Origin of the sequence: Aliagarivorans taiwanensis DSM 22990 (genome assembly GCF_000429505.1) — a bacterium.
Taxonomy (GTDB): domain Bacteria; phylum Pseudomonadota; class Gammaproteobacteria; order Enterobacterales; family Celerinatantimonadaceae; genus Aliagarivorans; species Aliagarivorans taiwanensis.
In genome coordinates this window covers 104145-130837 of record NZ_AUBZ01000007.1, presented here as the reverse complement: position 1 = coordinate 130837, position 26693 = coordinate 104145, and the positions used below count along the sequence as shown (strand labels likewise).

The window sequence follows — 26693 nt, the reverse complement described above, 5'->3', positions numbered from 1 at the left end:
GTACTAATTACCCGTGAGGCTTAACCATACAACACCTAAGGGGTGTTGTTGTTCACCTAAACAAGAAATGCTTGTTTGAACTCCAGATTTAAAATCATCACTTATCCGAATTGCTTAAAGACACCGTTTTTTGCCTGGTGGCAATAGCGTTGTGGAACCACCTGACTCCATGCCGAACTCAGAAGTGAAACGCAACTGCGCCGATGATAGTGTGGGGCTTCCCCATGTGAAAGTAGGTCACTGCCAGGCTCTCAATAAGAAGGCCCTGCTCTAACGAGCGGGGCCTTTTTGCATTCCTCGCACACTAAACTGACCTACTTTCGAAAGTAGGGCGAAGCAGGGAAAAGAGGAATGAACAGTTTCATTCCTCCCTGCGTAGCGGGTTGAGCTCTGCGAAACCCTGTCCCACTGCCAGGCACCCAATCCGAAAAACCAGCCTAACGGCTGGTTTTTTTCGTATTGGGCCCCTGCCAGTGACCGACATCCCCATCAGCCAACAGGGTGGGGCGTCCAGCGAGCAGGCTCGAAGCGCTGCTTCTCGAAACCCCTGCTCCTCCCCCATGTGAAAGGCTTCGCGGTGTAGCAATGATACCGAGCCAGTAGCTGAAGGGTGGGGCCTTTTGCATTCAGCACACGCGCCACTGACCGGGTTTAGCTTGGGGAGCCGCTAAGTACGCCTCTCGTGCAACCCATCTTATGTGTAAGTAGCTTTTGGGATGCAATCTAAGCCACCTGTGGATCCAACACTGCGTTACCACTTAATCTCTGTTTGGGGCTTTCAAATAGAATCACCAGCGCCACGGCAAAGATTGGTAGGTGCCCGAGTACTTCGTGCATACCTAGTAATAGCGCTGTGATGGTGAGGACAACGGCTAGTACCAGGATCACTAAGCGGGTAGCTAGCCCTGCGATTAGCATTACTCCGAGTACGGCTTCGGCAAGGCCAACCCAGAGTACGAAATGGCCATCGGTAATGCTGCTAAACCCGAGTAGCGGGAAGAAGTTAAACTCCGGGAACTGCTGGAGAAAGGCAAAAGAGATGCTGGGCTCTAAGAATTTGTTGTGCACCGCCAGGACGACCAGTTGCAGGCCTAAGCCCCAGCGTAGGCAGGTTACCGCCTTTTTGCGCAGTCCATGCGCTTCAAGGTTTAGATTCAAGGCGAGTTTGGTATCAACTAGTGAGACTGATGGACCTATGAAGACCAGTGCGAGTCCGACTCCGAAGAACTCAAAAAAGTAATCTATCCCCAAGCCAATGTCGAATACCATCAGTAACAATGTCGCGACCAGGCATAACGCAATGCCTACCAGTGATACGCTAATCGGCAGTAAGACCAGCACGGCTGATTGCAGTAACAAACCATAGAGCGCCAAGCTTGGCGGCAAGATCAAGTTAGGTGCGAGAAAATCTCCCATTAGCAGGTTTGCGAGCAGGTATATGCAGATCGCAGCCAGCAACAAGTACCAAAACAGGTGAATGCGTTCGACATATAACTTGTTGACTAGGTTTCCTATAGAAGATGACCATGCTACCGGGATTAGCAGCAAACATGGCACGATCACCAGCGCGGCCATAATTACGCTGATCGCATCGAACGGTAGATAGGCGTTGGCTACGGCTTGGTCGCTAAACCAACGGACATGGGCGTAACTGGGGGCTGGCAGTAGTAGCAGAAGTAGGTACGGGTAGACAGGCATTCGCTTAACTATGCTCATGAGTTATCTCCTTGCGAAGGGGGAGTGGGGGGCGTAAGCCAATAAGCGTCTGTTATTAACTCGCTGTTTAGGGCAACTAAGAACGACTCAAGTTGCTTCAGCTGGTAGGGCTGTAGCCGTAAGGGCTGAAGTTCATTGTGGCTAAAGCCATGCATGGGGGCTTGATTGTAGTAACGAAGCACTTCTGAGAGCGAGGCAAAGCCACCGTCGTGCATATAAGGGGCTGTTTTGGCTACATTGCGCAGCCCGGGCACCTTAAAGGCGGCCTGTAGCTCTATGCCATTGACTTTGGCGAAGTCCAACTCGTCACAGGAATCCGGCGCATCGGAGTAGATCCCCCGGCAATTAAACGGATCTGCGTGGGCGAGCGCTATTCCAGCGACTCTTCCTTCTCGCTCGGGAATAATCTCAGCTGAGGATAGGGTGGCTTGAAAGTCGCTGTTACTGAATAGCGGTCCGTTGTGGCATTGGATACATCCGGTCTGTTCGCTAATAAATAGCTTTAGTCCCGCTTGCTCGTGTAGGTCGAGATAACTCAGCGATTGATTGTCGGTTGGCAGGTTTAAGCCATCAACAAAGCGGTCAAATCGCGACTCATCGGGAAGGATCTTGGCTTGATAGGCCGCGAGTGCCTTACCGATATTGGCGAACACATGGTTTATCTCACTACGTTGCTCACCACTCAATTGTCGCCAGTTGGTTTGGTACTCAGCGACGTGGCTCAGCGGACTGCCATGCTCGGGAAGGCGTTCGAGCTTAGGGAGCGTACTTTCGCTATTGGGAAACGCTTGTAAGTAGCTTAAGCGATATTCGTTTAGCACGTACCGTACAATCGCCAGCCGGTCGCTATTGTGCTCAAGCGGATTCTCGAGCGGCCCTAGAGCCTGCGCCCATAGGCTTTCGGCTCTGCCATCCCAAAACTGCCAGCGATGCAGTGCGGCACCCACCACAGTAGGAGTATGGCGGGTGGGCAACTCGCTCAGGCTTGTATTAGTCGCAACGATGGGCAATGGCCGCCCATCGGTAAAGTAGTGCTCAGGAATATGACAGGTGGCACATGCCATATCCTTTGCTCCGCTTAGCCTCTTATCAAAGAATAGTTGATGGCCTAACTGCGCTGCGGGTGGTGAATCTAAGAACTGATTGGAAGGATCCCTTGGCTGCAGGCGCTTCGGCAAACGAAGGCTATTAAGCATTGCCCGCTCTTGTGGGCTCCACTGAAGCGGCGCTTGGTTTATCGGTGATTGTAAGTCAACTACAAGCAGCCATAATGTAGCCAATGCGACTAGCAATAGAGCGGCTAGCTTAAGGCGCAAGGATAAACTCGAACTCATGGTTACCTACCGTGTTTCCGTGTTGATCCGTTAACTCAGACTGCACCTGCCATTCCCCCCACATCTGGAACTTAATACCGTCGACTTGGTAGATGCCGGGCGAAATTTCTGCGCTTACCTTGGGGGTGGTTGGCAAGCCGTGGCCATGTGCGCGCATTCCTCCTGATATCGACAAGGTTAGGTCTGTTAAAGGGTGTCCCTCTGAGTTAAATGCTGAGATGTACCAACTGTGGATTTGATTGAGTGGAGGGCTGGCGGTTGCTAAGCGTATCTCCCAGACATTGCCATTCGCGTCATTTTCCCGCAGATACGAAAAATCATTAGCGTGACCGGCGTTACTGAGCAGCAAGTAGAGGATAACGATCTGAAAACCGGGGCCTAGTGCCCCTTGAATCGTGGGCATAGCAGCTTCCTTTTCGCTAATAATATAAGTGACAATAAGTGGCAAGTTGGTCAAATACAATAATTGCTAAAAATATTGAGCCGAGAATGCGAGGTTTTTCTGGTTAACGTGAGCTGACGCAGAGACCAGCCTTCTGAGGAGACAGGGCTTGTTGTCCAGAAAGCTGGGGGAGTTTGATACTATTAGATGAAGTGGGTATGCGTGATTCGTCATAACTTTAGTAATGAAACAAGGGCTTACTAGGGCGCTTGTAGAATGGACAGTGATCTTAACGATGGTTGTTTGCATGTTCGACATCAGTCGTTTTTTTTTTGCAACTGTCACTTACCGTACACACCGATGACGACATGCTGCGGTTAATCTGAGCGTTGCCAACAATCCAGAGGTAGAAAGGATGAAACTGAATTGTGACCTAGGCGAGAGCTTTGGTGCTTGGAAGATGGGTTTAGATGAGCAGGTTATGCCATGGATTGATATGGCCAACATTGCCTGCGGCTTTCATGCCTCCGACCCCGATGTGATGGCCCAAACGATATCGCTGGCGCTCAAGCATAACGTCACCATTGGCGCCCATCCGGGCTATGCCGATAAGCAGGGCTTTGGCCGACGCTCCATTCCCCATACCATGGCGCAGATAAACCATTTGGTCGCCTATCAGGTCGGGGCGCTGCAGGCGCTTTGCCGAATAAAGGGAGCTGCTGTTGAGTACGTCAAACCCCACGGCGCGCTATACAACGATATGATGCGCGACAAGAGCCTCTTTAAGGCGGTAGTGGCTGGGGTGGCTGCAATGTCGGAGCAGCCCAAGTTAATGGTGCTGGCCCGCAGTGATAACAGCGACTACCAGCGCTACGCCGAAAAGAAAGGGGTGACCCTGTTGTTCGAGGCCTTCGCCGATCGCGCCTACTCCCCCCTCGGTGAGCTATTACCTCGCACTGAGGAAGGGGCGGTTTTCCATCAGCCTGAGCTTATTATTGAGCAGGTGATGACGTTGTCGCGCCACGGCTATGTCACCGCCATCAATGGTGAGCGGATCCCTCTGCAGGCCGATAGCGTGTGTGTACATGGCGACAACCCGGAATCAGTGGCGATGGTGCAAACCCTCTCCCAAGCGCTGAAGCCGCCGCAAGGATAAGGACTAAGAATAAAGACTAAGGATAAGCTCTATCGCATGACACTTCGTTTCGAGCCCGTCAGTGAGACGCACTGCATTGTTTACCTTAGTGAGGTAATCGACCCCAGCCTAGCGGTATCGATTGCCGCTCTTGCCAAGGCCTTGCAAGCAGCACTACCTAGCGCCTTGGTGGAGGTGGTCCCGTCTTACACCTCCTTGCTGTTAGAGTTTCATCCGTTGCGGATCAGTCGCAAGCAACTCGAGCGGGCGGTGTTGGAGCAACATGCCTTGCTGCAAAGTGGCCAAGCGAGCGGGCATGCTCAGCAACAAACGCTAACGTTGCCGGTGTATTACCATAGTGAGGTTGGCCCTGATCTTGATGACTTGGCGGCATCGTCCGGCTTGGCCAAAGAGCAGGTGGTCGAAATCCATAGCCAACAGGTCTACACCGTCTGCGCCATCGGCTTTGCTCCCGGCTTTGCCTTTCTCGCCTCGGTGGACGCACGTATCGCAGCTCCGCGTCGTGCAACCCCAAGGCTACAACTGCCTGCGGGCAGCGTCGGGATTGCCGAGCGGCAAACCGCGGTCTACCCGCAGCAAAGCCCCGGTGGCTGGCAGATCATCGGCAACTGCCCGTTAGCCCTATTTGACCCTAAGCACAGCCCGACGTCGCCGTTTGAAGTGGGGATGCAGGTGCGCTTCGAGCCGGTCTCCCGCGAGCAGTTTATCGAGCTGGGAGGGCAGATATGTCAGGACTGGAAGTAGTCAAACCGGGCGTATTGAGTTTGCTGCAAGATTGCGGACGCTACGGCGTGGCACTGCAGGGGCTAAGTAGCGGCGGCGCAATGGACCTACACGCCTTCGGCTGGGTGAATCGGCTGCTTTCAAACCACAGCAATGCTGCAGTGGTTGAGCTCACTATGGGCAATGCCAGCTTTCGCGCCTCTTGCGATGTAAAACTCGCCCTCTGTGGCGCGGAGATGGCTGCCAAGGTTGATGGCCTTGCCCAGCCCAACTGGCAAAGCTTTATCCTGCGCCAAGGGCAGCTGCTTGAACTCGGTTACGCCAGAGCGGGGCTACGCGCTTATCTGGCGGTGGAAGGCGGCTTTCAGGTCACAGAAACCCTTGGCTCGGTGGCCACAGTAACCCGTAATCGCTTAGGTGGCCTGCGCGACGGACTGTCACTGCAGGCGGGTGATAGGCTGCCGGTGGCTAAGCAACTGCTGGCCAATTTTCATAGCGAAGTGCCCAAGGCCTTTCAGGGCCGCTATCCCGAACAGTTAAACCTTTCACTGATTGAGTCTTACCAAGCGCCGCTGTTTAGCGAGTCGGCAAAACGGGCCTTCTACCAAGGTGAGTATAAGGTGAAGCCTGAGAGCGATCGTATGGGGATCCGACTGAGCGGCCCCGTCGTGAGCTGGCAGCATGCAGGGCTAGTCTCTGAGGGGATCGCCCAAGGCGCGGTGCAGATCCCACCGGATGGCCAACCCATCGTGCTAATGAACGACCGGCAAACCTTGGGGGGCTACCCAAAATTGGGTTGTGTTGCTCGTTTGAGCCTGAACGCCTTGGCACAAGCGCGCCCGGGCACAGGTATTCGCTTTGTACCCGCTGATCTCGATGAGCAAAGCGAGAAGTGGCGCAGTTTTCTGCGTTTTTTTGAGTTCTAGCGTCGAGCTTTAAGCGATAGCCGCAGCCTTAATCTGCGCCCACAGTTGATCACCAGGCTTTATATTCAGGCGCTCTAACGAGTATTGGGTAAGCTGCGATAGCAGGCACTGGCCCGATTGCAGCTGCAGTTTCACCAGCGCTTCGCCGGGGCGCTGACTGGGTCGTGCTTCAACAACCTTAACTTCCAGTATATTGAGTATCGAGCTTCGCCCGGGGGGCACCACACACAAACTGACATTGTTGGCGAATATCCGACAACGCTGCTGCTGGCCCAACTCGCCGTCGCCACTGACAATAAGCTGCTGCTTGCCGAGTGACATCGCACACAGGTGCTCACTGGGGTGATCGACGATCTCTCCCTCCAATACACTACTCAAGCCATGGTCATAAAAGGCTTCCGCGGCGGGATCTTGCAAGGCCAAGTGACTGGCTTCAGAAACCACACAGCGTCCTTGGTCGAGCACCACCAAGTGATCGGCCAGCTTGGCGAGCTCATCGGCGCTATGGCTGACATAGACCATCGGCATCCCGAGTTGCTGATGGATCCGCTGAAAATAGGGCAGGATCTCCTGTTTCAGGCGATGATCCAGCGCGCTTAATGGTTCATCCAGTAGCAGAAGCTGAGGCGCACGTAGCAAGGCGCGACCAATCGCAACGCGCTGGCGTTGACCGCCGGATAGCTGCCCTGGGGCACGATCTAAAAGGGGGCTGAGCTCCAGCAGGTCCACCACATCATCGAACTGAAGTTGGCGCTCGGATTCAGGCAGGCGTTTCCAGCCAAACAGCAGGTTGTCGCGGATTGACAGATGGGCAAACAAGCTAGCCTCTTGAAACACGTAGCCAATCGGGCGCTGATGAGTGGGAACAAATACACTTTCACTCTGCCAGGTTTGTTGGTTGAAGCTCACCGTGGTGGCGCTTAAGCGCTCCAAGCCGGCGATGGCGCGCAGGCAGGTGGTCTTGCCCGATCCGGAGGGGCCAAACAGTCCGGTGATCCCGCTGCCGGGAAGGGTGAGATCTAGCTTAAGGTGAAAACTGTCACGCTGATGGTCGATGGCCAGATGCAATTCACTCATGGGTGCACCTCGTGGCGTGTGGCATTCTTAAAGCGGTTGATCAGTAGCAGCGCTACCAGCGAGAAGGCGGCGGTGAGGAAGGCGAGCTGATGCGCCGCTTGGTAGTTCAACGATTCCACGTTATTGAAGATCTCCAGTGCGATCACCCGGGTCTTGCCGGGAATATTACCGCCCACCATCAGTACCACTCCAAACTCGCCGATGCTGTGGCAAAAGCCCAAAATAGCCGCATGGAACAAGCCGGGCTTAGCCAGCGGTAGCGCAACGTTGAAGAAGCGATCCCAAGGCGATGCGCCAAGCGTTGCTGCCACCTCTAAGGGGCGTTTGCCGAAGGCTTCAAAGGCGTTTTGCAGCGGTTGTACCACAAACGGCAAGGTGTGAATGCTACACGCGATAACGATGCCGCTGAAGGTAAACGCCAGCGCACCGATGGGCGAGTTGGCCAGCGGGCCTTGCTTGCCTAGCAGCATCAGTAAATAAAAGCCAAGAACGGTCGGTGGTAACACCAAAGGCAGGCTAGTAACGGCAGCCACCAAGTCGCGCAACTTACCGCGGCTTTGGCTGAGATACCAAGCCAGCGGGCAGGCCAACAGCAGCACACACAGGGTGACCATGCTGGCAAGTTGCAAGGTGGTGACAATCACCGGCCAGTTCAAGGCATCAAACATTACTCGCCTCCGCTGCGATAGCCATAGCTATGAATGGTGTTCAGGGCTTGCTCAGAGCGTAAAAACTCGAAGAATGCTTGGGCAGCTGGGTTGTCTTCGCTAGTTTTAAGCAGCACCGCATCTTGCTTGATGGGGGCATACAGCTCTTGGGGAACAACCCACGCGTACTCGGGGGTCATGGTTTGGCTTTTGATAACCTGAGAGAGGGCGACAAAGCCAAGGTCGACAATACCGCCTTCAATATATTGGTAGGTCTGGGCGATATTGTTGGACTCCACCACACTGGCCTGCAGGCTGCCATATACCCCCAACGCTTCCATCACTGCCAATGCTTGCTCGCCATAGGGCGCAGTTTTGGGGTTGGCGATCACGATATGCTCGAAGTCTTGAGGGTTGTACAGGGCTTGTTGAACATCATCACCATAACCTTGCTTGCTCCACAACACCAACTGACCAATGGCATAGGTGAAGTGCTGCTCAGAGTCTGCCAAGCCTTCCTCAACCAGCAGGCTAGGGCGACGAGAGTCTGCCGCCAAGAAGATATCGAAGGGCGCTCCGTTGATGACTTGCGCATACAGGCTGCCGGTTGAGCCGAATGACAAGCTGACCGAGTGTTCGCTTTCGGCCTCAAACTGTTGCTGTAGCTCTTGTGCCACCTTGGTAAAGTTGGCAGCAACCGCCACGCTAACTTGAGCAGCGTGGGCGTGGGAAAAAAATAAAATGCTGGCTAGTAGTGTAAATAAAGACTTCATTACTTCTCCTTAAGACTTGTCCAGTATGTGCTAATTCCATCAAAAACAACAATTTGTCGTGTTAGCACAGGTTCATCTGCAAATCTGAATGCTGCCTCGAGCCTGCACTGCGCTTGGCGTGCGCCACGTATTGCCAGACATATCGATGAGCAACATGCTGCAGATAATTGAATTCAGCAAAAACTGTACCTGAGGCCGGGAGAGTGAGTTTAAACCCAACTAGTTGAGAATTTGTGTCGCGCTATTGCACGGCCTGCTGATATTTACAGATAGTTGCTTGGTTGGAAGATGACTGGGGGATTATTCCATCAATAAGCTTAATGGCCTTGATAGGAGCAAGGCCATATCACTCATTCCATATTAAACCGCGATCATGACATCGCTGGCTTTAATTACCGCCGTGGCAGTACCACCTACTTTTAGGTCAAGGGAATTAGCAGAGCCTTTGGTGATAATCGAGGTAACGACAACACCGTCTGACAGCTCAATCGCGATCTCATCGTTAATCGCGCCTTCCTGAATTGACTTGATGGTTCCGGTGAGTTGGTTTCGTGCACTTAATTTCATGTTTCTTCCTTAAAAAATATTAAGCCAGGTGCCTACCTGGCGTATTCACGCTAACAGACCTTATTGATAGCGGAAACACCAATAGAGAGGCTCAAGCTGAACAGAACTGAGTCACAAGTGTTGCACGATGTATTACTGATTAAGCCGTTGTTAACGAGATTAATAGCGGGCGTATTAATACAACGAGTAGTAAGGAAGATGCTAAAGATTTGAGCTAGCGCCCGGCCCTCGTTTGACTATTCATAGTAGGGCTTGAGGGTTTTGACTCTTTTAGGGGAAAGACGAGTTTTCCATATTTCTGACGATATCGGGCGATGATTGACTGGCATCTAATGGCTTAAGAGTGCCCCGATGGTTATAGAAGCAACAGGTTTACGTACTAAGTCGATTACCTAGCGCTGGCTGCTGAGCGCTGTATCTTACTTACTTCTATCGACGCCAGTACTTATCTCTATAATCGCCACCCTTAGCTTTATCCTCCCACATAGTATTGCTTCAAGCATGAATGTTTTAGCGCCTCACTCATTTGTTGTGATGACACCGACAAGAACATGAGCGCGTTGTTTGTACCAAAGCCAACAAATCCAGACATTTTGTATGGCTTTAGGCTCGGGGATAAATCTCACCTTGATAATAAAATTCAATAAAAACATGGGCTTAATTCCCATGTGGGTTTGTGGCGTGGTTTTGGCAATAGCCTGAGCGGAACCGCTTTATTAAACAACTTAGGGATTAAGACTATGGCAATTCGTCAATGTGCAATCTACGGAAAGGGTGGTATCGGTAAATCCACCACTACACAGAACCTGGTAGCGGCCCTGGCTGAAGCGGGTAAAAAAGTCATGATTATTGGCTGTGACCCTAAAGCTGACTCTACGCGTCTGATTCTTCACGCAAAAGCGCAAAACACCATTATGGAAATGGCCGCAGAAGAAGGCTCGGTAGAAGATCTAGAGCTGGATGATGTATTGAAAGTTGGCTACGGCGGTGTGCGCTGCGTTGAGTCTGGTGGTCCAGAGCCAGGTGTTGGCTGTGCGGGCCGTGGTGTAATCACCGCGATCAACTTCCTGGAAGAGGAAGGCGCCTATGAAGAAGACCTGGATTTCGTGTTCTACGACGTACTCGGTGACGTGGTATGTGGTGGTTTCGCGATGCCTATTCGTGAAAACAAAGCCCAAGAAATCTACATCGTGGTATCGGGTGAGATGATGGCGATGTACGCCGCTAACAACATCTCGAAAGGTATCTGTAAGTACGCAAGCTCAGGTGGTGTGCGTCTGGCCGGTCTGATCTGTAACTCACGTAAGTGTGACCGCGAAGATGAGCTGATTGAAGCACTGGCTGCCAAGATCGGTACCCAAATGATCCACTTCGTACCGCGCGATAACGTGGTTCAGCAAGCTGAGATCCGCCGTATGACCGTGATCGAGTACAACCCGAAATGTAACCAGGCTGATGAATACCGCACCCTGGCCAAGAAGATCATCGAGAACGAACTGTTTGTCGTGCCAGAGCCAGCCACTATGGATGAGCTGGAAGAGCTGCTGATGGAATTCGGCATCATGGATGAAGAAGACACTTCCATCATCGGTAAAGCCGTCGAAACCGCTTAAGCCCGACGCGTTAAGGTAAGGAGACAACTATGTCTATGGATAAACAAACAACTCAGGCGATGATCGACGAGGTTCTCGAGGTCTATCCCGAGAAGGCCCAGAAAGATCGTGCCAAACACCTGGCGGTCAACGAGACCAATGGTGAGGGTAAGTGCATTACCTCTAACCGTAAGTCTCAACCCGGCGTAATGACTGCCCGTGGTTGTGCCTACGCAGGCTCAAAAGGGGTGGTATGGGGTCCGATTAAGGACATGATCCACATCTCGCACGGTCCGGTTGGCTGTGGTCAGTACTCACGTGCCGGCCGTCGTAACTATTACACCGGTTACACCGGGGTAAATGCCTTCGGCACCATGAACTTCACCTCTGATTTCCAAGAGCGTGACATCGTATTCGGTGGCGATAAGAAGCTATCCACCATTATCGATGAGCTGGAAACCCTGTTCCCACTGGCTAAGGGCTACAGCATCCAGTCGGAATGTCCGGTCGGTCTGATTGGTGACGACATCGAAGCCGTGGCCAAAACTAAAAAGGCTGAAATCGGCAAAACCCTCGTACCGGTACGTTGTGAAGGCTTCCGTGGTGTAAGCCAATCCTTGGGTCACCACATTGCCAACGATACCCTGCGCGATTACGTGCTAGATGGCACCGACCCAGAAGCGGCGCAAGCTGAAGCCGGTGAGTACGACGTAGCGATTATCGGCGACTACAACATCGGTGGTGATGCCTGGTCATCGCGCATCTTGCTCGAAGAGATTGGTCTGAACGTGGTCGCCCAATGGTCGGGTGATGGCACCCTGACCGAGCTGGAAAACACCCCTAAGGTGAAGCTCAACCTGGTGCACTGTTACCGCTCTATGAACTACATCTGCCGTCATATGGAAGAGAAGTTCGGTATTCCATGGTTGGAGTACAACCTGTTCGGTCCTACCAAGTGTGAAGAGTCGCTACGTGCTATCGCCGCTAAGTTTGACGAGAAGATCCAGGCCAAGGCCGAGGAAGTGATCGCCAGATATCGCGCCGAGTGGCAGCCAATTATCGACAAGTACAAGCCACGTCTGCAGGGCAAGAAAGTGATGCTCTATGTCGGTGGCCTGCGCCCTCGTCACGTGATTGGTGCCTATGAAGACCTAGGTATGGAAATCGTGGGTACCGGCTATGAGTTCGCACATAACGATGACTACGCCAAAACCACGCCCGAAGTGAAAGACGCCACCTTGCTATTCGACGATGCCACCGGCTTTGAGCTGGAGTTCTTTGCCGAGAAGCTCAAGCCCGACCTGATCGGTGCTGGTGTGAAAGAGAAGTACATCTTCCAGAAGATGGGTATTCCTTTCCGTCAAATGCACAGCTGGGATTACTCCGGTCCTTACCACGGCTACGACGGCTTCGCCATCTTCGCCCGCGATATGGACATGACGCTGAACAACCCATGTTGGGACAAGCTGACTCCACCTTGGAAACAAGAGAAAGACAGCGAAGCTGCGGCCGCTTAAATGTCGGTTTATCAGAAAGAGCGGATGCAGTGTGAGCGAAGAGCAAGCGCAGTGGCATTCACAAGTTTCACTCACCCGTAGTTCACAGATGAGTGGCGCGGGAGGAGAATAGATATGAGTCAAACAGTAGATAAAATCAAACCGGGTTACCCGCTGTTTCAACAGCCGGAATACCAGGAACTGTTCGCCAAAAAACGTGGCGAACACGAGGATGGCTTCGACGAAGCCAAGGTAAAAGAGGTCTTCGAGTGGACCACCACCGAGGAATACAAAGAGCTGAACTTTGCCCGTAAGCAGGTAGCGATTGACCCTGCCAAGGCCTGTCAGCCATTGGGTTCGGTATTGTGCGCATTGGGCTTTGAGAAAACCCTGCCTTACGTGCACGGCTCGCAAGGTTGTGTAGCCTACTTCCGCACCTATTTTAACCGTCACTTCAAAGAGCCGGTCGCCTGTGTATCCGACTCCATGACTGAAGATGCAGCGGTTTTCGGTGGCCAAAAGAACATGTTCGATGGTCTGCAGAATGCACTGGCCTTGTACAAGCCTGAGGTGATCGCGGTGTCGACCACCTGTATGGCCGAGGTCATCGGTGATGACTTAAACGCCTTTATTGGTAACGCCAAGGCGGAAGGTTACATCGACAAAGACTTCCCAACTCCGTTTGCCCACACCCCGAGCTTCGTGGGCAGCCATACCACCGGTTGGGACGGCATGTTCGAAGGCTTTATGCGCTACTTCACCCTCAATGAAATGGAAGATAAAGAGGTGGGTAGCAATGGCAAGATTAATATCGTTCCTGGTTTTGAGACCTATCTGGGCAACTACCGAGTGATCCACAGCATGCTGCAAGAGATGGGCGTGGAATACTCGCTACTGTGTGACCCAAGCGAGGTGCTAGACACCCCGGCTGATGGTGAATACCGCATGTATGCAGGCGGCACGCCTATCGCCGAGATGAAGGATGCACCGAACGCACTGACCACCGTGCTGCTGCAACCGGATCAATTGGTGAAAACCAAGAAATTCATCGACAACACCTGGAAGCACGAGGTGCCAGCCCTGAACATCCCAATGGGCTTGGATTACACCGATGAATTCCTGATGAAGATTGCCGAGATCTCTGGCAAAGAGATCCCAGAGTCGCTGGCCAAAGCCCGTGGTCGTCTGGTCGACATGATGACCGACTCCCACACCTGGCTGCACAACATCAGCTTCTCTGTATACGGCGATCCAGACTACCTGTTGGGTCTGGTTAAGTTCCTGCAAGAGCTGGGCTGTGAAGTGAAACACATCCTGTGTAACAACGGTAACAAGCGTTGGAAGAAGAAGATGGACGCATTGATCGCCGAAGCCCCAGGCACGGCCGATGCCGAGATCTACTTCAAGCAGGACTTGTGGCACTTCCGCTCGCTGGTGTTCACCAACAAGCCGGACTTCATCATTGGTAACTCCTACGGCAAGTTCATCCAGCGTGATACCAAGGCCAAAGGCGAAGAGTTTGAAGTACCACTGATTCGTTTGGGCTTCCCTATCTTCGACCGCCACCACCTGCATCGCAATGCCACGCTCGGTTACGAGGGTGCCATGTACATGCTGACCACCTTGGTTAACGAGGTACTGGCGAAGTTGGACTTGGATACCAGCGAAATGGGACGCACCGACTACGGCTACGATTTAGTTCGCTAGTTGAGGGCTTGCCCCTAACACCAAGCAGGAAGCCGCTGTGCGCTTCCTGCTTGTTTCCCGCTTCTAAACGGAAGCGCTTAGTAACAAGGCCCAACTACACGGCTCTCTTACAAGGAAAGGCCCATGCCGAATCTGATAATCAGTCAAACCGATGATGGCCTGCAGGCCTACATTGCCAAAAAAGATCTGGAGTTGGCGGTTGCCAGCCTGGAGTTTCAACAAGCCGACCGTTGGGGCGGTAACATTATCTTGGCCGATGGCAGCGAGTTTTATATCGAGCCGCTCAGCGAGGCCCCATCATTGCCGAAAACCCTACGCGCCCGTCGCGCAGGATAGGAAAGGATAGGATAGGAAAGGATAGGAGAGGACTATGAGTACAACTGCAACGATCAGCGATAGCCTGGCACTGCGCCTGGCTTTGGCCGCCAAAGCGGTACCTGAAGTGGGCACCAAAGCCCTGATTAACCTGCTGATTAGCCAGTGCGGTGAGCCGCTAAGCGAAAAGAAATTTCGCTCGCTCAGCCCCAAGCAACTGCGTCAAATGTTCGCAGAGGCCGGGCAAACAGTGGAGCGTAGTCAGGTCAATCAGTTGTACGCCATTCTAAGTTCCGCCGAGGTCGCTGCGATGGAAGCGCCGAGCATCCCACCGCAAGTGGATCTAGGTGGGCCGGTGTTGCGGTTGGCTGTGAGCTCTAATAATCAGCAACAAGTCGATGGTCACTTTGGCTCATGCCTGCGCTTTTTGATCTTTGAGGTAAGCGCTCAAGGCTACCAGCTATGCGCGGTGCGCGAGGTCGAAGAGCAGTTACACGGCGATGCTCGTACCGACTACTTGCTGAGCTTAATCAGCGATTGCCAGTTGCTGGCGACCCTATCGATTGGCGGGCCGGCTGCCGCCAAGCTTACCCGCGCTGATATCCTGCCACTTAAGCAACTATTGCCACAAGAGTCGGAGCCGGTACTTGAGCGGCTACAAACCGTGATGCGCAGTGACTTACCGCGCTGGCTGGCAAAGCTGCTCGGCGTTAGCGCGAGCTGTGAAGGAGAGCAAGAATGTCGATGCGAAACACACCAATAGAATCACAACTGTTGGAAAAGCTGGTCCTCGAGATCAGCGCGAAGCCTGAAGAGGCCGCTATCCAGCAGTTACGCCAACATTATCCGGGCCTGCCGATGATCGTTTGTAGCGAAGACGACATGTTCGAGCGCGAGCCCTTCCAAACCCACGAAGGCTTTGACCTGCACCTAATGGCACGCAGCATGGGCTGTGCCCGGCTCACCCATCAGTTGGAGTCGGCAGCCGGGGTGATCATTGCCTTACACGAAGAGGAGTAGCGGGGCTGTAATGGTCAAGAAGAAGTAGCCTCGTCTTCAGAAGGCGTTTGAGGATCTGGCTGCTCTGCAGTGGCTGTTGTGTCAGTGCCCTCAGCCTGCTGCGCCGCGCGCTCTGCCTTAGAGATATAGCGGGGCTTGCTGCTGCCCGCGCCATGTTTCTTGGCGTTGGCCTTTTTGGCCTTCTTCTTCAGGGTCTGAATAATCTTCTTTTTACGGTTCACGGTACTGGCCTTGTTAGCTCGGGGCGTGAAGCATAGCAGATGTTAGCCCCTTGCATGGCTTATACCAATCTACATAAGTAACTGATCATTCTTGCTGGTTAAAATCATCGATGACAGCGTCAGCGCTTTTGTAATTAGTCCACTAGTTACGGCAAGCGTGTCCTTGTCTTCAATGATTTTCCCTGCGCAATATCTGGCCATTAACTTATCCAGATTGGTATTAGATTGTGCCCCGTTGTTGCAAGAATAAGGTCGCCACCGCCTTGCCGTGCTTGTAGTCCGCTAACATATCATTTTTGTCGCTGAGTAAGGTGCGGCTGTGGAGTGGGCGCTCTGGCGCAATGCGCTGAACATGGCCTCCCAGCATGGGGCACTCGAGATACTCAAGGACCTGTTCGCTATTGTCGATATGACTAGCCAGCATTTCTAACAGCTCGGTGTGGTTGGCACTCAAGCCCACTCGATGCGCATATCGCGAACTGCTGCGGATTACATCGTTAAGCACTTGCTCGTAGTCGAAGGTCTTTAGCTGCTGCCACCACTTTGTTAGCAGGCGCTGTGGCGTGCGCTGCTGTGAGAAACTCATCAGCGGCCCTTGTTGGTGATGCAAGGGGGTTGTTTGGATCACCACAATGTCTTGGTAGCCGCGGCGCACCGCTTCCATGACCGGAATATTGGCCGATACGCAGCCATCGACCCAGCGTTTACCGGCGAACTCGATGCGCTGTTGGTACAGAAAAGGGATCGCACAGGTCGCTTTTAGGATCTCCAGCCAGTTCTCTGAAAAAATCGGGAAATAGTGGTCTTCAAAGGTATCGGCACAGGTTACGCAGGCCAATGCTTGTTTACCCTGTCGATGGCGCTGAATACCGTGCGCGACATTGAGGTTAAACTCGCCACTCCCCACTAGACTAAATGCCCAATCCAGGTTCATTGCTTGCCGGCCTCGGACAAACTTCCACAGATCAAAGAAGCGCTCTTTGGTGGTGTAGTTGAGGATAAAGTCCAGACTCAGCCCCCGCTGGTGGGTGATGTAAGAGGCCAGATTGAGTGCGCCTGCCGAGGTGCCGATATGGGTGCTGAAGGGGTGGAAGCCTTCATCCATAAACTTGTCCAATACCCCAGCGGCAAAGGTCGCCTTCTGCCCGCCACCCTGAACAACCAGGCAGCTTGGTCCAAGTGTTAACAGTGAGTCGGTCGTCATCGTGGTATCAGTACTAGAAAATAGTGGTTAGTTAAAAAAAGGGGCACTGCCGCACCCACCGAGCAAATGCCAGATACCCGGCGGGATTGGACAATATTGGTCAGGCTGTGGCTTAGGTCATTGCTAACGCTAGTGCCACCAGACCCAATGCAATCAGGATAAGGTGCTTACCTTTCATGCGTTTTCCTTTCATTTAGGTGATTAATTGCTATCGCAATCAGCGTGTTGCTGAAGGCGTAAACAGATGATGCACTCTGGTATGGTTCTAGAGTCAATGCAGGTTTTCGCCTTTTTCATTTACCCTATCCCAATCCAACGGGTGCTAAGCTCTTTGCGCCTGCTATGTCGTATTTGCGATATATCTGTATTCAGTAAAAACAATAAGTTAAGAAAAGGCTTAGTTCTTGCGCAGTGCTAGCTATTACCAGCAAAGGAATCAAAAAGGGCAAATAAAAAAGAGATTGCTGAGTTGCTGCTTCGATGGTGCGCAGATCAGTCTGTTGCCTACATAATCGAGACCACCAGCCTACCCAATATTGGCATCAATATGCGCCACGAAGTTTATGCGACTACCTTATAACTCTCACATTTCTTCCCGATGATATTTTTCAAGCCATTGATTTAAATGGGTTAAATGCTAGATTGAGGCGCTGCCTGTTGCATATCGTAGAACGCGAATATGCAGTTGAGTGTGGATTGCTCGTTTAGATAAAGCATTCATGATCTTGGTTCAAATTAGTCTGCTGGCAGTGTGTTATCTCAAAATAAAGTGAAGGTGTTTCATGGAATTATTGTTTAGCTTAGTGACGTTTATTTTTGCCTACATAATGTTCAAGCAGAGCTTGAAAGATGCTAAAAAACGCAAAAACATTAAAGAAGCTAAAAACGCTACTCAATCGTTGCTGGTAGACAAGTCCTCTCGTCCTGCTGATCCCCAAGAACTGGCTGCGCTCAGTAAGCTCAGTGACACCAAGGTGAAGCAAGTCCCTGTATACCGTCTTGAGGGACCCATGCAGTTAACTACAGTAGAGGGGGAGCGAGAGATAGTGGTGTCAGGGATCCCTGTTATCTGTACAGAACGCGCCCTAGGCGAGGCCTTGAAAAGTGGGTTGGAGGTTGAGGTTGGGCTGATCAAAGGCATCGCTTTCGTTTTAGCCGTAGCGCCCCGCTACAACCTTGTGGATGAGGTTTTAGCTGGCTAGGGCTACACCGTGGTTGTTGACTATGACAAGTGCATTTGGATGCGCTTGTCTGTAACTCTCTTACTAATGGGGAAATTTTAAGGATCAGCATCGTTCTTGCTGTGTACCACCAAATGGGAGTGATAGGGCTGCTTGCTCGTAGGGTGGAGCATCCAAAGAAGCGCAAGACTCGAAATTTTAAACACTCATACTCTGTAACAACCCAAGTCCTCACTGCACAACCCCTCATGTCGCAATACCGTTCCTTGATTTAGACCACTAGATATGCGGAACAGTGGCTTGTCTGAGTGCCTGTAAACTCTCGCCGAATAAGTATCCTGAAGTTGTTCGGTTGTAAAGGACCACCTTGAGGCTTTATCTGCTTCATCATCTCCAGTTGTTCGTTCATCTAAATGCATCCCACCATCGTAAAGGGCCATTCTTGTGCAGTGTGTCCTTCAAACCTTGCTAATTGTCGTAAACCCAACAATGCAAAACCCATAAAAAACAGTGGCTTATATAAGGTTTGTTTCTTGCGTAGTGCTAGCTATTGCCAGCAAGGGAACCAAAGAGGGGCAAATGAAAAGAAAAGAGATTGCAGAATTACTGGATGAGCCGGCCTGCCCGGACAACAAAGGTGACAAGGGTGGCTGTGCCAGGCCCACCCCCGGCGCAACCGCTGGGGGCTGCTGCTTCGATGGCGCGCAGATCAGCCTGTTGCCGATAGCCGATGTCGCCCATATTGTGCACGGGCCGATTGCCTGTGCTGGCAACAGCTGGAATAACCGTGGCACTCGCGCCAGTGGCCGTAACCTGTTCCGCCTTGGCTTCACTACCGACCTGAACGAGCAAGACGTGATCATGGGGCGCGCCGAGAAGCGCCTGCTGCATGCGATCAAGCAAGTGATAGAGCGCCATCAGCCACCGGCGGTATTTGTCTATATGACTTGTGTGCCGGCCTTGGAAGGCAACGATGTCAATGCCATCTGTAAGCTGGCCGAGAGTCGCTGGGAGATCCCGGTGGTGCCGGTGGATGCAGCGGGCTTTTACGGCAGCAAGAACCTCGGTAACCGGATCGCCGGCGAGGTGATGGTCAAGCATGTGATCGGCAGTGCCGAGCCGCCGGCCAAGCCAGTGATGCAGCACGACCCATCCCGCACGGTGCACGATATTGTGCTGATTGGCGAGTACAACATCGCTGGGGAATTTTGGCATGTCTCGCCGCTGCTGGAATGCTTAGGTTATCGGGTGCTGAGCTGTATGTCTGGTGATACCCGCTTCCACGAGATCCAAACCATGCATCGCGCCGATGCGGCGATGGTGGTGTGCTCGCGCGCCCAGCTTAACGTGGCGCGCCATCTGCAAGAGCGCTGGGGGATCCCATGGTTTGAGGGCAGTTTTTATGGGGTAGAGGATACCTCCAACGCCCTGCGTGAGTTTGCCCGCTTAGTGGGCGATGAGCAGCTTATCGCTGAGACCGAACAGCTTATCGGCGAGCAAGAGGCGGATATCCGCGCGCAGCTTGCGCCCTATAAAGCGCGGCTTGAGGGTAAAAAAGCCCTGCTCTATACCGGTGGGGTGAAGTCTTGGTCGGTGGTTTCGGCACTACAAGAGCTGGGCATCGAGGTAGTGGCGACCGGTACCCGCAAGTCCACCTCCGAAGACAAAAGCAAGATCCGCGAGCTGATGGGCGAAGACGCCCTGATGCTAGAGCAGGGCGGTGCCAGCCAGCTGCTCGGCGCGGTGGATCAGCATAACGCCGACTTGATGATTGCGGGTGGCCGTAACATGTACACCGCCCTCAAAGCGCGCCTGCCCTTCCTCGATATCAACCAAGAGCGCGAGCACGCATACGCCGGTTACGCGGGCATGCTGACCTTTGCCAAAGAGCTATGCCGCACCTTGGAGAGCCCAATCTGGTCGCATGTGCGCAGTGCAGCACCTTGGGAACAAGCTCCTCAAACAGTCGTATCCCCTCAAATTGATAAAGCCCCTAAAACAGATCAAGCCAAAGCGCAGGAGGCCCGCGATGAGTAATGTTGTCCGTATCGCCAAAGACCCTTTGGTCGAGCAGCCCTTAAAAACCAGCCAGGCGACCGGTGCTGCGTTAGCCGCCATGGGCTTGGCCGGGTGTGTGCCGCTATTTCATGGCAGCCAAGGCTGCTGCGCCTTTGCCAAGGTCTACCTTATCCAACATTTTCGTGAACCGATGCCGTTTCAAAACACCGCGGTGGATCAGATCTCTGCAGTCATGGGCGGCGATGACAGCGTGGTGTCGGCACTGGCGCTGATCGCCGAGAAGCACCAGCCTGAGATGATCATGCTAATGAGTACCGGGCTGACCGAGATGCAGGGCTGCGATCTTCAGCGGCTGGTGCACCAGTTCTATCAGGACCATCCGCAGTTTAACCATATCGTGGTGGTGGCGGTGAACAGCGCCGACTTTAGCGGCTCGCTACAGAGCGGCTACGCCGCTGCGGTAAAGGCCTGCCTGGAACAAGTGCTGCTTGGGCCACGCGCGAAACCACCCTTAGTCAGAGACAGCCAGCGTCCGCTGGTCACTTTGCTGTGCTCTTCCACCTACAACGCTGCCGATGTGGAGCTGCTGCAACGCTACTGCGATGCCCTCGGCCTCGACAGTATTGCACTGCCCGATTTGGGCTCATCGCTGGATGGCCATCTGGCCGCCGATTCGTTTAGCCCCACCAGCACCGGTGGCACTGGCCTTGAGCAGCTGCGTCAGTTGCCGCATAGCCGCTATACCTTGGTGTTGGGCGAGTCCTTACTCGATAGCGCCCAGCTATTGGAGCGTGAGTTTGGCACCCCTTATCAAGTCTTCGGCATGGGTCTGGCGAGCAGCGATGCGCTGATCAACTGCCTGTGTCAGATCAGTGGTAACCCGGTTCCAGCGTGGATTTCCCGTGAGCGCCGCCGCCTGCAAGATGCGCTGCTGGATACCCATTTTCTATTGTCGTCCGCGCCGATGGCGCTCGCCGCCGAGCCTGATTGTGTATTGGCATACTCCGCGCTGCTCGATGAGATTGGCGTTGACCTGCAGCTGGTGGTGACCACCTTAAATAACCATGCCTTAAAGCAGCTTTCGGCCAAGGAAGTGGTGGTCGGCGACTTATCCGCATTGCGCCCCAAACTGGATAGCGTGGAGCTGGTGCTGGGTAATACCCACTGCGCCAACCTGTGCGAACCGGCGGTGCCGGTGCATCGTTTGGGCTACCCCTGTCATGACCGTTTTGGCAACAGCGAACGCTTGCAACTGGGCTACCAAGGGGCGCGAGCGCGGCTGTTTGAGATGGCCAACCTGCTCAAGGCCAATCACCACGATGAAGTGCCTGCCCACCATAGCCCCTATCGCTTCCAACCGGAGGATCTGAGTTATGGAGGGCGTTGAGCGTTGTTTGAAGGTGGTAGGTGAAAGCCAGCAGATGGACTTTCTGGTGGCCTTTGCCAGCGACGATCGTAAACAGGTCAATCAGCATTTCGGTAGCGCCGACTGCTTTGTGGTGTATGGCATTAGCAAAGATGAGGCCAAGCTGCTGGAGGTGCTGCAGATGAAGCACCGAAGCTCTCAACGTGGCGCGGGCCATCAGGCGGGTCACGACGAGAGCAAGCTACGCTCGCGTATCGACCAACTGCAAGATGTCGATGCGGTGTACACCGTGGCCTGCGGCGCGTCGGCCACCCTGATGCTTAAAAAAGCCGGCATCAAGGTGATGATGGTGGACCACTGCAGCGATATCCATCAGTTGCTACAGGACTTACATAAACAGTATCTGGACAGCCCAGCCAATTGGATGCTTAAGGGCAAGGTTCAGTTGGAGCGCCTGGCCAAGATGCTGGAAGAAGAATGGGAATATTAACCTTAGGGAGAGAAACACGATGACTGCATCAAGCTATATGGGGCGCACCCGCGGCGGTACTGAATGGGAGCCGGAGTTTGTTACCGAAATTGACCAACAGCAATGTATTGGCTGTGGCCGCTGCTTTAAAACCTGTCCACGTAACGTATTCGACCTGGTCGAGCGGGAAGTCGATGAAGATGACCCAATGTACGACGACTACGATGACGACGTGGTGATGGTGATGGAGCTGGCCGATGCCGACGATTGTATCGGCTGCGGCGCTTGCGCCCGGGTCTGCTCGAAAAACTGCATGACCCACACCAAAGCCAGCGCTTTGCTGTAGTAAACAGAACACGACCTAACCGGGAGAGTAGCCAATGGCGCAAGCGCAACTGATTGTGACCCGCAGCGAACAAGGCCTGAGCCTGCAAGGGCAGCGCCTCGGTGCCTGCAGCAACTGTAGCAAGCAAGACGATTGCGCCACTGTGAGTCTGGCGCAAAGCTACTCCCGCCCGGTGCCAGTCGAGCTGGCCCAACAAGGGCTGGCACTTCAAGAAGGACAAACCCTACAACTGCATTGCGACGACCGGGTGCTCCTTGGCTCGCTGCTGCGGCTGTTTGTCCCACCGCTCATCGGCCTGCTGATTGTTCCGCTGATGCTGATGGCCTGCCTGCCGACAGCGGGCTGGGGGCTTAGCCTGCTCGCCTGTCTGGTGGGCTTGGCAGCGGGTTTGTCGCTTAGCCGCTACTACTTGTCGCAGCGCCACTATAGTTGGCAGCAACGCGCCGACGGACAGATTGTCGTAAACACCACAAGCTCGGAATAAATGTGCGCTAACTCACGCTTTTTCTTGTGCTTAACTAGATTCAAACTCATATAAAACAATAACTTACAGATTTTGTTCGATAGGTATCCCCCTTGCAACACCTGTTATGAGTTCAGTAACAAGCAAGGGCCGGAGGCAAACCTAAGCTCCACCGCTTAGGCCGCTTGTTCTTGGTTCCCGAGTCTGCCTTCGCTACTCGAGAGCTTGGAGTTTGCTTCCGGTCCGTTGCTTCTTATCAAGGCTAATAACATCAGCTGTGACAGTGGGGAGGGAACCAATGTGGAACTATAGCGAAAAGGTGAGAGAACACTTCTTTTCACCACGAAATGCCAAGCCGGTAGAGCAAGCGAACGCAACCGGCGATGTCGGCTCTATCGCTTGTGGCGATGCCTTAAGCCTGACCTTAAAAGTCAATCCCAGCAATGAAACCATCGAAGAGGCCGGCTTTCAAACCTTTGGTTGCGGCAGCGCGATTGCATCGTCTTCGGCGCTGACCGAGATGATCATTGGTCGCACCTTGGATGAGGCACTCAAGCTGACCAACCAAGATATCGCCGACTACCTCGATGGCCTGCCACCGGAGAAGATGCACTGCAGCGTGATGGGGATGGAAGCGCTGCACGCGGCGATTGCCGACTACCGCGGCGAAGAGCTGGAAGACGATCACGAAGAGGGCGAGCTGATCTGTAAGTGCTTCGCCATCGACGATGTGATGATCAAGAAAGTGGTGCAGCAAAACGGGCTCAGCAGCCTGGAAGATGTCATTCACTACACCAAGGCGGGCGGGGCCTGTGCCACCTGCCACGAGAAGATTGAGTGGGTGCTAAGCGAGTGTTTGCAGGAGAGTGCTAAGGCGCCTGAACTCGTCAGTGAGTTGCCCGCGGTCGATCCCGACCAGCCATTATCGATCGTCGCCAAGGTGCGCTTGGTTGAACAAGCGCTGGAGAAGATCCGCCCGCAGCTGCAGGCCGATGGCGGCGATGTGCAACTTAACGACATCGACGACGACATGGTGTTTGTCACCTTAACCGGCGCCTGCTCGGGCTGTGGGTTCTCCCATGCCACCTTGGCGATGATTGAAGACGCCGTATCTAAAGTGCTAGGGCAAGCCGTAACGGTCTATCCGACTGCGCTTGGCAGCAGCGCTGCGGCTAGCGAACAGGAGGCAAGCTAATGAGTGAAGCTAAACCGGTTTATCTCGATAATAACGCGACAACTCAAGTCGCAGTGCCCGTCCTTGAGGCGATGCTGCCGTTTATCAGTGAGTACTACGGCAACCCTTCCTCGATCCACGGTTTTGGCGCGCCAGTGGCGGCAGCCCTGGAAAAAGCCCGTGAGCAGGTTCAGCAGTTTTTAGGGGCCGAGCATAGCACGGAGATCGTGTTTACCTCCTGCGCCACCGAAGCCTCTAACACCGCCATTCTATCGGCGCTGGAAGCCTATCCGGATCGCAAAGAGATCATCACCTCAACGGTGGAGCACCCAGCCACACTGGACCTGTGCAAGCAACTAGAGCGCAAGGGCTACACCGTGCACTGGATTGGTGTAAACAACAAAGGGCGGCTGTATATGCTGGCCTTCCAAGAAGCGCTGAGCGAGCGGGTAGCGGTGATCTCACTGATGTGGGCCAACAACGAAACCGGTAGCCTGTTTCCGATCCGTGGCCTGGCCGAACAAGCCAAAGAGTACGATGTGCTGTTCCACTGCGATGCGGTACAGGTGGCGGGCAAGATGCCAATACAACTCAGTGGCAGCGGCATCGATATGCTGTCGATCTCCGGCCATAAGTTCCACGGCCCCAAAGGGGTGGGGGCGCTCTATCTGCGCCGTGGCCTGAAGTATCGCCCACTGTTTCGTGGTGGTCATCAAGAGCGCGGCCGCCGCGCCGGTACCGAGAATGTGGCCGGTATCGTTGGCTTGGGCAAAGCCGCAGAGCTGGCCCAGCAAGCCATCGAGCAAGACACCGCACGTATTCGCCTATTGCGCGATCGCTTGGAGATGGGGCTGCTGGCGCGGGTGCCTTTTAGCGTCGTTACCGGCAATCCGCAGCAGCGAGTGCCTAACACCAGCAACGTGGCCTTTGAATACGTTGAAGGTGAGTCGATTTTGCTGATGCTCAACCAATACGGCATTGCTGCCTCATCGGGCTCGGCCTGTACCTCGGGCTCGTTGGAGCCGTCCCACGTGATGAAGGCGATGGATGTGCCTTACACAGCGGCCCATGGCGCGATCCGCTTCTCGCTGTCGCGCTACACCACCGATGAAGATATCGACCGGGTGCTAGAGGTGCTGCCAGAGATCATCAGCCGTTTGCGCCTGATGTCGCCCTACTGGGATGCCGCCAAAGGTGAGCCGAAGGAACAACAGTTTCAGCCGCAGTACGCATAGGGCCTGTTTGTCTTTCGTGTTCGACTTTTGATCACGTTAAACGGGTCTAGGGAGACAGCTATGTTGATTATCAACGATACGACCTTACGCGATGGCGAGCAGACCGCCGGCATCGCCTTTAATCTGGAAGAGAAGTGCCGGATCGCCCGGGAACTGGAGCGTATCGGTGTGCCCGAGCTGGAGGTGGGGATCCCGGCCATGGGGGGCAAGGAGCGCGAGGTGATCCAACAAGTCGTGGGTGAGCTGCACGCCAGCGAGACCATGGGCTGGAGCCGGATGAATCACGCCGATATCGCCAGCTTTGCCAGCCTCGGCCTGGATTGGATCGATATCTCGGTGCCCGCATCCGAGCAGCAGCGCAGCTCCAAGCTGCGCCTGAGTGAAGACGATATGCTGGTGGCGCTGCAGTTTGCGGTGCGCCAAGCGTTGGATATGGGGCTAAAGGTGTGTGTGGGGATGGAAGATGCCTCCCGCGCCGATAGCGACCAGCTCTACCGCATCGCCTTTGCCGCCCAGCATGCCGGTGCTCACCGTTTGCGCTTCGCCGACACCTTGGGAGTACTGGACCCATTCAAGGCCTTTGTCGCCATCCAAAGCCTGCGTAGCCACTGCGATCTGCAGTTGGAGATGCATGCCCACGATGATCTGGGCATGGCCACCGCCAATACCCTCGCGGCCATCAAGGCAGGCGCTTACTCGGTGAACACTACCGTGGTCGGACTCGGTGAGCGCGCCGGTAATGCGCCGCTGGAAGAGGTGGTGATGGCGCTGGAGGTGACTCAACAGCAAGAGCATCGGCTGCTGCAGCCCATCGATACCGCCGAGCTACCCGGTTTATGCAAGCTGGTGGAGCAATACTCTGGGCGCAACTTAAGCCCCAACAAGAGCATTGTCGGTCAGGCGGTGTTTACCCACGAGTCGGGCATCCATGTCGATGGCCTGCTCAAAGACCCGGAGAACTACCAAGGCTTTGCCCCACAAAAGCTTGGCCGCGAGCATCAACTGGTATTGGGTAAGCACTCCGGCACCAAGGCGATACTGCAGATCTACCAAGGTTTGGGGATCAGCCTGTCGCACACCCAGTGCCTGTGGCTGCGTCGCAAACTGGGCGAGTGGGCTGAGCGGCACAAGCGCATCCCCAACGACCACGACCTGTTGACGATCTATCAAAGCAGTGTTGCCATCAGTCGATGCCAGGGGAATGGCTTGGAAGGAGCACTAAGTTGCTGATTACCGACACTGCCTTGCAGCAGGAAATCGACACCCTGGAGAGCGCCGAGGCCTTTTTGCAGCACTTTAAGGTGGAGTTTGATCAGGCGCTGCTGCGCCCCAAACGCTTGCTGTTTATGCGCCTGTTTAAACAAGAATTGGACCGCGAGCCGGGCGAAGTAGACCGCCAACATTATCGGCGCTTGTTGGCCAAAGCCTACTGCCTGTTGGAGCGCGGCGTGATACCACAGTCAACGTCTAGTTGCGGCGGCTGCGAAGGCTGCGACTAACTGCTAGGACAATCATTCGGCGTCAAAGCCAGAGAGGCTTAAGAGCTGCACTTAGTCGCTGCAGTAAGAACGAACAAGGAGGCAT

At 54.0% G+C, this 26693-nt stretch carries 28 protein-coding genes and 1 rRNA gene; 20 read left to right on the top strand and 9 right to left on the bottom strand.

Going from position 1 to position 26693, the window contains the following annotated elements; translation table 11 throughout:
• Nucleotides 1-133: 133 nt before the first annotated feature.
• A 5S ribosomal RNA gene (gene rrf, locus G462_RS0106945) occupies nt 134-249 on the top strand.
• 474 nt (nt 250-723) lie between these two features.
• On the opposite strand, the gene G462_RS22000 is transcribed toward rrf, so the two are convergent.
• The 3 genes from G462_RS22000 to G462_RS23820 form a co-directional block, all read right to left on the bottom strand.
• Nucleotides 724-1716: a hypothetical protein gene (locus G462_RS22000; protein ID WP_051326591.1), complete on the bottom strand. Its 993-nt coding sequence runs from the start codon at nt 1714-1716 to the stop codon at nt 724-726.
• Nucleotides 1713-2912: a cytochrome-c peroxidase gene (locus G462_RS21995; RefSeq protein WP_169720147.1), complete on the bottom strand. Its 1200-nt coding sequence runs from the start codon at nt 2910-2912 to the stop codon at nt 1713-1715. The genes G462_RS22000 and G462_RS21995 overlap by 4 nt, the downstream gene beginning before the upstream one ends.
• Nucleotides 2913-3021: 109 nt before the next feature.
• A complete protein-coding gene (locus G462_RS23820; protein ID WP_051326589.1) occupies nt 3022-3453 on the bottom strand; it encodes a FixH family protein in 432 nt (143 codons plus the stop codon).
• 394 nt (nt 3454-3847) lie between these two features.
• On the opposite strand from G462_RS23820, the gene G462_RS0106925 reads away from it, so the two are divergent.
• Genes G462_RS0106925 through G462_RS0106915 form a run of 3 tightly spaced genes read left to right on the top strand, consistent with a single transcriptional unit; the run spans nt 3848 to nt 6237 of the window.
• On the top strand, nt 3848-4588 hold the full coding sequence (locus G462_RS0106925; RefSeq protein WP_026958347.1) for a 5-oxoprolinase subunit PxpA: 741 nt from the start codon (nt 3848-3850) through the stop codon (nt 4586-4588).
• Between the two features lie 36 nt (nt 4589-4624).
• Nucleotides 4625-5332 (top strand): 5-oxoprolinase subunit PxpB, encoded by a 708-nt coding sequence (pxpB, locus tag G462_RS0106920; protein ID WP_026958346.1) that lies wholly within the window; start codon nt 4625-4627, stop codon nt 5330-5332.
• Entirely contained in the window at nt 5314-6237 is a 924-nt protein-coding gene (locus tag G462_RS0106915) for a 5-oxoprolinase subunit C family protein (protein WP_026958345.1), read from the top strand. Before pxpB ends, G462_RS0106915 begins: the two co-directional genes overlap by 19 nt.
• A gap of 9 nt (nt 6238-6246) precedes the next feature.
• On the opposite strand, the gene modC is transcribed toward G462_RS0106915, so the two are convergent.
• The 4 genes from modC to G462_RS0106895 form a co-directional block, all read right to left on the bottom strand.
• Nucleotides 6247-7314, bottom strand: coding sequence for a molybdenum ABC transporter ATP-binding protein (gene modC / locus G462_RS0106910; protein WP_026958344.1), 1068 nt, complete (start codon nt 7312-7314; stop codon nt 6247-6249).
• Complete coding sequence (gene modB / locus G462_RS21985; RefSeq protein ID WP_026971402.1) at nt 7311-7982, bottom strand: molybdate ABC transporter permease subunit; 672 nt, start codon at nt 7980-7982, stop codon at nt 7311-7313. The genes modC and modB overlap by 4 nt, the downstream gene beginning before the upstream one ends.
• Nucleotides 7982-8734, bottom strand: coding sequence for a molybdate ABC transporter substrate-binding protein (modA, locus tag G462_RS0106900; protein ID WP_026958343.1), 753 nt, complete (start codon nt 8732-8734; stop codon nt 7982-7984). The genes modB and modA overlap by 1 nt, the downstream gene beginning before the upstream one ends.
• 360 nt (nt 8735-9094) lie before the next feature.
• The gene (locus G462_RS0106895) at nt 9095-9301 is read right to left on the bottom strand and encodes a TOBE domain-containing protein (protein WP_026958342.1); all 207 of its coding nucleotides are present in this window, start codon (nt 9299-9301) and stop codon (nt 9095-9097) included.
• 668 nt (nt 9302-9969) lie between these two features.
• On the opposite strand from G462_RS0106895, the gene nifH reads away from it, so the two are divergent.
• From nifH to G462_RS0106865, 6 genes are all read left to right on the top strand, one after another.
• The gene (gene nifH, locus G462_RS0106890; protein WP_281171848.1) at nt 9970-10914 is read left to right on the top strand and encodes a nitrogenase iron protein; all 945 of its coding nucleotides are present in this window, start codon (nt 9970-9972) and stop codon (nt 10912-10914) included.
• Between the two features lie 29 nt (nt 10915-10943).
• Nucleotides 10944-12410 carry a nitrogenase molybdenum-iron protein alpha chain gene (nifD, locus tag G462_RS0106885; RefSeq protein WP_026958340.1) on the top strand — a complete coding sequence of 489 codons (1467 nt, stop codon included), beginning with the start codon at nt 10944-10946 and terminating at the stop codon, nt 12408-12410.
• A 114-nt stretch (nt 12411-12524) separates the two neighbouring features.
• Nucleotides 12525-14096 (top strand): nitrogenase molybdenum-iron protein subunit beta, encoded by a 1572-nt coding sequence (nifK, locus tag G462_RS0106880; protein ID WP_026958339.1) that lies wholly within the window; start codon nt 12525-12527, stop codon nt 14094-14096.
• Nucleotides 14097-14219: 123 nt separating this feature from the next.
• Nucleotides 14220-14432 (top strand): putative nitrogen fixation protein NifT, encoded by a 213-nt coding sequence (gene nifT, locus G462_RS0106875; protein ID WP_026958338.1) that lies wholly within the window; start codon nt 14220-14222, stop codon nt 14430-14432.
• A gap of 34 nt (nt 14433-14466) precedes the next feature.
• On the top strand, nt 14467-15174 hold the full coding sequence (locus G462_RS21980) for a NifB/NifX family molybdenum-iron cluster-binding protein (protein WP_051326588.1): 708 nt from the start codon (nt 14467-14469) through the stop codon (nt 15172-15174).
• On the top strand, nt 15150-15431 hold the full coding sequence (locus G462_RS0106865; RefSeq protein WP_035477021.1) for a DUF6129 family protein: 282 nt from the start codon (nt 15150-15152) through the stop codon (nt 15429-15431). Before G462_RS21980 ends, G462_RS0106865 begins: the two co-directional genes overlap by 25 nt.
• A 14-nt stretch (nt 15432-15445) precedes the next feature.
• On the opposite strand, the gene G462_RS21975 is transcribed toward G462_RS0106865, so the two are convergent.
• Both G462_RS21975 and G462_RS0106850 read right to left on the bottom strand, forming a co-directional pair.
• Nucleotides 15446-15652 carry a DUF2986 domain-containing protein gene (locus G462_RS21975; RefSeq protein ID WP_035477018.1) on the bottom strand — a complete coding sequence of 69 codons (207 nt, stop codon included), beginning with the start codon at nt 15650-15652 and terminating at the stop codon, nt 15446-15448.
• Nucleotides 15653-15872: 220 nt separating this feature from the next.
• Nucleotides 15873-16856, bottom strand: a complete 984-nt coding sequence (locus tag G462_RS0106850; protein ID WP_051326587.1) for a patatin-like phospholipase family protein — start codon at nt 16854-16856, stop codon at nt 15873-15875.
• Nucleotides 16857-17638: 782 nt separating this feature from the next.
• On the opposite strand from G462_RS0106850, the gene G462_RS0106845 reads away from it, so the two are divergent.
• The 10 genes from G462_RS0106845 (at nt 17639) to G462_RS0106800 (ending at nt 26608) form a co-directional block, all read left to right on the top strand.
• Nucleotides 17639-18058, top strand: a complete 420-nt coding sequence (locus tag G462_RS0106845) for a hypothetical protein (RefSeq protein ID WP_026958335.1) — start codon at nt 17639-17641, stop codon at nt 18056-18058.
• Between the two features lie 558 nt (nt 18059-18616).
• Nucleotides 18617-20074 carry a nitrogenase iron-molybdenum cofactor biosynthesis protein NifE gene (nifE, locus tag G462_RS21970; RefSeq protein ID WP_051326586.1) on the top strand — a complete coding sequence of 486 codons (1458 nt, stop codon included), beginning with the start codon at nt 18617-18619 and terminating at the stop codon, nt 20072-20074.
• Nucleotides 20067-21443 (top strand): nitrogenase iron-molybdenum cofactor biosynthesis protein NifN, encoded by a 1377-nt coding sequence (gene nifN / locus G462_RS0106835; RefSeq protein ID WP_026958334.1) that lies wholly within the window; start codon nt 20067-20069, stop codon nt 21441-21443. Before nifE ends, nifN begins: the two co-directional genes overlap by 8 nt.
• Complete coding sequence (locus tag G462_RS21965) at nt 21430-21912, top strand: NifB/NifX family molybdenum-iron cluster-binding protein (protein ID WP_051326585.1); 483 nt, start codon at nt 21430-21432, stop codon at nt 21910-21912. The genes nifN and G462_RS21965 overlap by 14 nt, the downstream gene beginning before the upstream one ends.
• Before the next feature lie 19 nt (nt 21913-21931).
• Nucleotides 21932-22237 (top strand): ferredoxin III, nif-specific, encoded by a 306-nt coding sequence (gene fdxB / locus G462_RS0106825; RefSeq protein WP_026958333.1) that lies wholly within the window; start codon nt 21932-21934, stop codon nt 22235-22237.
• 34 nt (nt 22238-22271) lie between these two features.
• On the top strand, nt 22272-22721 hold the full coding sequence (locus G462_RS23815; RefSeq protein WP_051326584.1) for a SoxR reducing system RseC family protein: 450 nt from the start codon (nt 22272-22274) through the stop codon (nt 22719-22721).
• Nucleotides 22722-22998: 277 nt separating this feature from the next.
• The gene (gene nifU, locus G462_RS0106815) at nt 22999-23895 is read left to right on the top strand and encodes a Fe-S cluster assembly protein NifU (protein ID WP_026958332.1); all 897 of its coding nucleotides are present in this window, start codon (nt 22999-23001) and stop codon (nt 23893-23895) included.
• A complete protein-coding gene (gene nifS / locus G462_RS0106810) occupies nt 23895-25109 on the top strand; it encodes a cysteine desulfurase NifS (protein ID WP_026958331.1) in 1215 nt (404 codons plus the stop codon). The genes nifU and nifS overlap by 1 nt, the downstream gene beginning before the upstream one ends.
• A gap of 60 nt (nt 25110-25169) precedes the next feature.
• A complete protein-coding gene (gene nifV, locus G462_RS21955; RefSeq protein ID WP_051326583.1) occupies nt 25170-26339 on the top strand; it encodes a homocitrate synthase in 1170 nt (389 codons plus the stop codon).
• Entirely contained in the window at nt 26333-26608 is a 276-nt protein-coding gene (locus G462_RS0106800; protein ID WP_026958330.1) for a nitrogenase-stabilizing/protective protein NifW, read from the top strand. The genes nifV and G462_RS0106800 overlap by 7 nt, the downstream gene beginning before the upstream one ends.
• The last annotated feature ends 85 nt before the right edge of the window (nt 26609-26693 follow it).

Bases quoted from the DNA above. Each gene is read 5' to 3' on its own strand.
- G462_RS22000 (WP_051326591.1), bottom strand. From the start codon at position 1,716: ATGAGCATAGTTAAGCGAATGCCTGTCTACCCGTACCTACTTCTGCTA.
- G462_RS21995 (WP_169720147.1), bottom strand. From the start codon at position 2,912: ATGCTTAATAGCCTTCGTTTGCCGAAGCGCCTGCAGCCAAGGGATCCT.
- G462_RS23820 (WP_051326589.1), bottom strand. From the start codon at position 3,453: ATGCCCACGATTCAAGGGGCACTAGGCCCCGGTTTTCAGATCGTTATC.
- G462_RS0106925 (WP_026958347.1), top strand. From the start codon at position 3,848: ATGAAACTGAATTGTGACCTAGGCGAGAGCTTTGGTGCTTGGAAGATG.
- pxpB (WP_026958346.1), top strand. From the start codon at position 4,625: ATGACACTTCGTTTCGAGCCCGTCAGTGAGACGCACTGCATTGTTTAC.
- G462_RS0106915 (WP_026958345.1), top strand. From the start codon at position 5,314: ATGTCAGGACTGGAAGTAGTCAAACCGGGCGTATTGAGTTTGCTGCAA.
- modC (WP_026958344.1), bottom strand. From the start codon at position 7,314: ATGAGTGAATTGCATCTGGCCATCGACCATCAGCGTGACAGTTTTCAC.
- modB (WP_026971402.1), bottom strand. From the start codon at position 7,982: ATGTTTGATGCCTTGAACTGGCCGGTGATTGTCACCACCTTGCAACTT.
- modA (WP_026958343.1), bottom strand. From the start codon at position 8,734: ATGAAGTCTTTATTTACACTACTAGCCAGCATTTTATTTTTTTCCCAC.
- G462_RS0106895 (WP_026958342.1), bottom strand. From the start codon at position 9,301: ATGAAATTAAGTGCACGAAACCAACTCACCGGAACCATCAAGTCAATT.
- nifD (WP_026958340.1), top strand. From the start codon at position 10,944: ATGTCTATGGATAAACAAACAACTCAGGCGATGATCGACGAGGTTCTC.
- nifK (WP_026958339.1), top strand. From the start codon at position 12,525: ATGAGTCAAACAGTAGATAAAATCAAACCGGGTTACCCGCTGTTTCAA.
- nifT (WP_026958338.1), top strand. From the start codon at position 14,220: ATGCCGAATCTGATAATCAGTCAAACCGATGATGGCCTGCAGGCCTAC.
- G462_RS21980 (WP_051326588.1), top strand. From the start codon at position 14,467: ATGAGTACAACTGCAACGATCAGCGATAGCCTGGCACTGCGCCTGGCT.
- G462_RS0106865 (WP_035477021.1), top strand. From the start codon at position 15,150: ATGTCGATGCGAAACACACCAATAGAATCACAACTGTTGGAAAAGCTG.
- G462_RS0106850 (WP_051326587.1), bottom strand. From the start codon at position 16,856: ATGACGACCGACTCACTGTTAACACTTGGACCAAGCTGCCTGGTTGTT.
- G462_RS0106845 (WP_026958335.1), top strand. From the start codon at position 17,639: ATGGAATTATTGTTTAGCTTAGTGACGTTTATTTTTGCCTACATAATG.
- nifE (WP_051326586.1), top strand. From the start codon at position 18,617: ATGAAAAGAAAAGAGATTGCAGAATTACTGGATGAGCCGGCCTGCCCG.
- nifN (WP_026958334.1), top strand. From the start codon at position 20,067: ATGAGTAATGTTGTCCGTATCGCCAAAGACCCTTTGGTCGAGCAGCCC.
- G462_RS21965 (WP_051326585.1), top strand. From the start codon at position 21,430: ATGGAGGGCGTTGAGCGTTGTTTGAAGGTGGTAGGTGAAAGCCAGCAG.
- fdxB (WP_026958333.1), top strand. From the start codon at position 21,932: ATGACTGCATCAAGCTATATGGGGCGCACCCGCGGCGGTACTGAATGG.
- G462_RS23815 (WP_051326584.1), top strand. From the start codon at position 22,272: ATGGCGCAAGCGCAACTGATTGTGACCCGCAGCGAACAAGGCCTGAGC.
- nifU (WP_026958332.1), top strand. From the start codon at position 22,999: ATGTGGAACTATAGCGAAAAGGTGAGAGAACACTTCTTTTCACCACGA.
- nifS (WP_026958331.1), top strand. From the start codon at position 23,895: ATGAGTGAAGCTAAACCGGTTTATCTCGATAATAACGCGACAACTCAA.
- nifV (WP_051326583.1), top strand. From the start codon at position 25,170: ATGTTGATTATCAACGATACGACCTTACGCGATGGCGAGCAGACCGCC.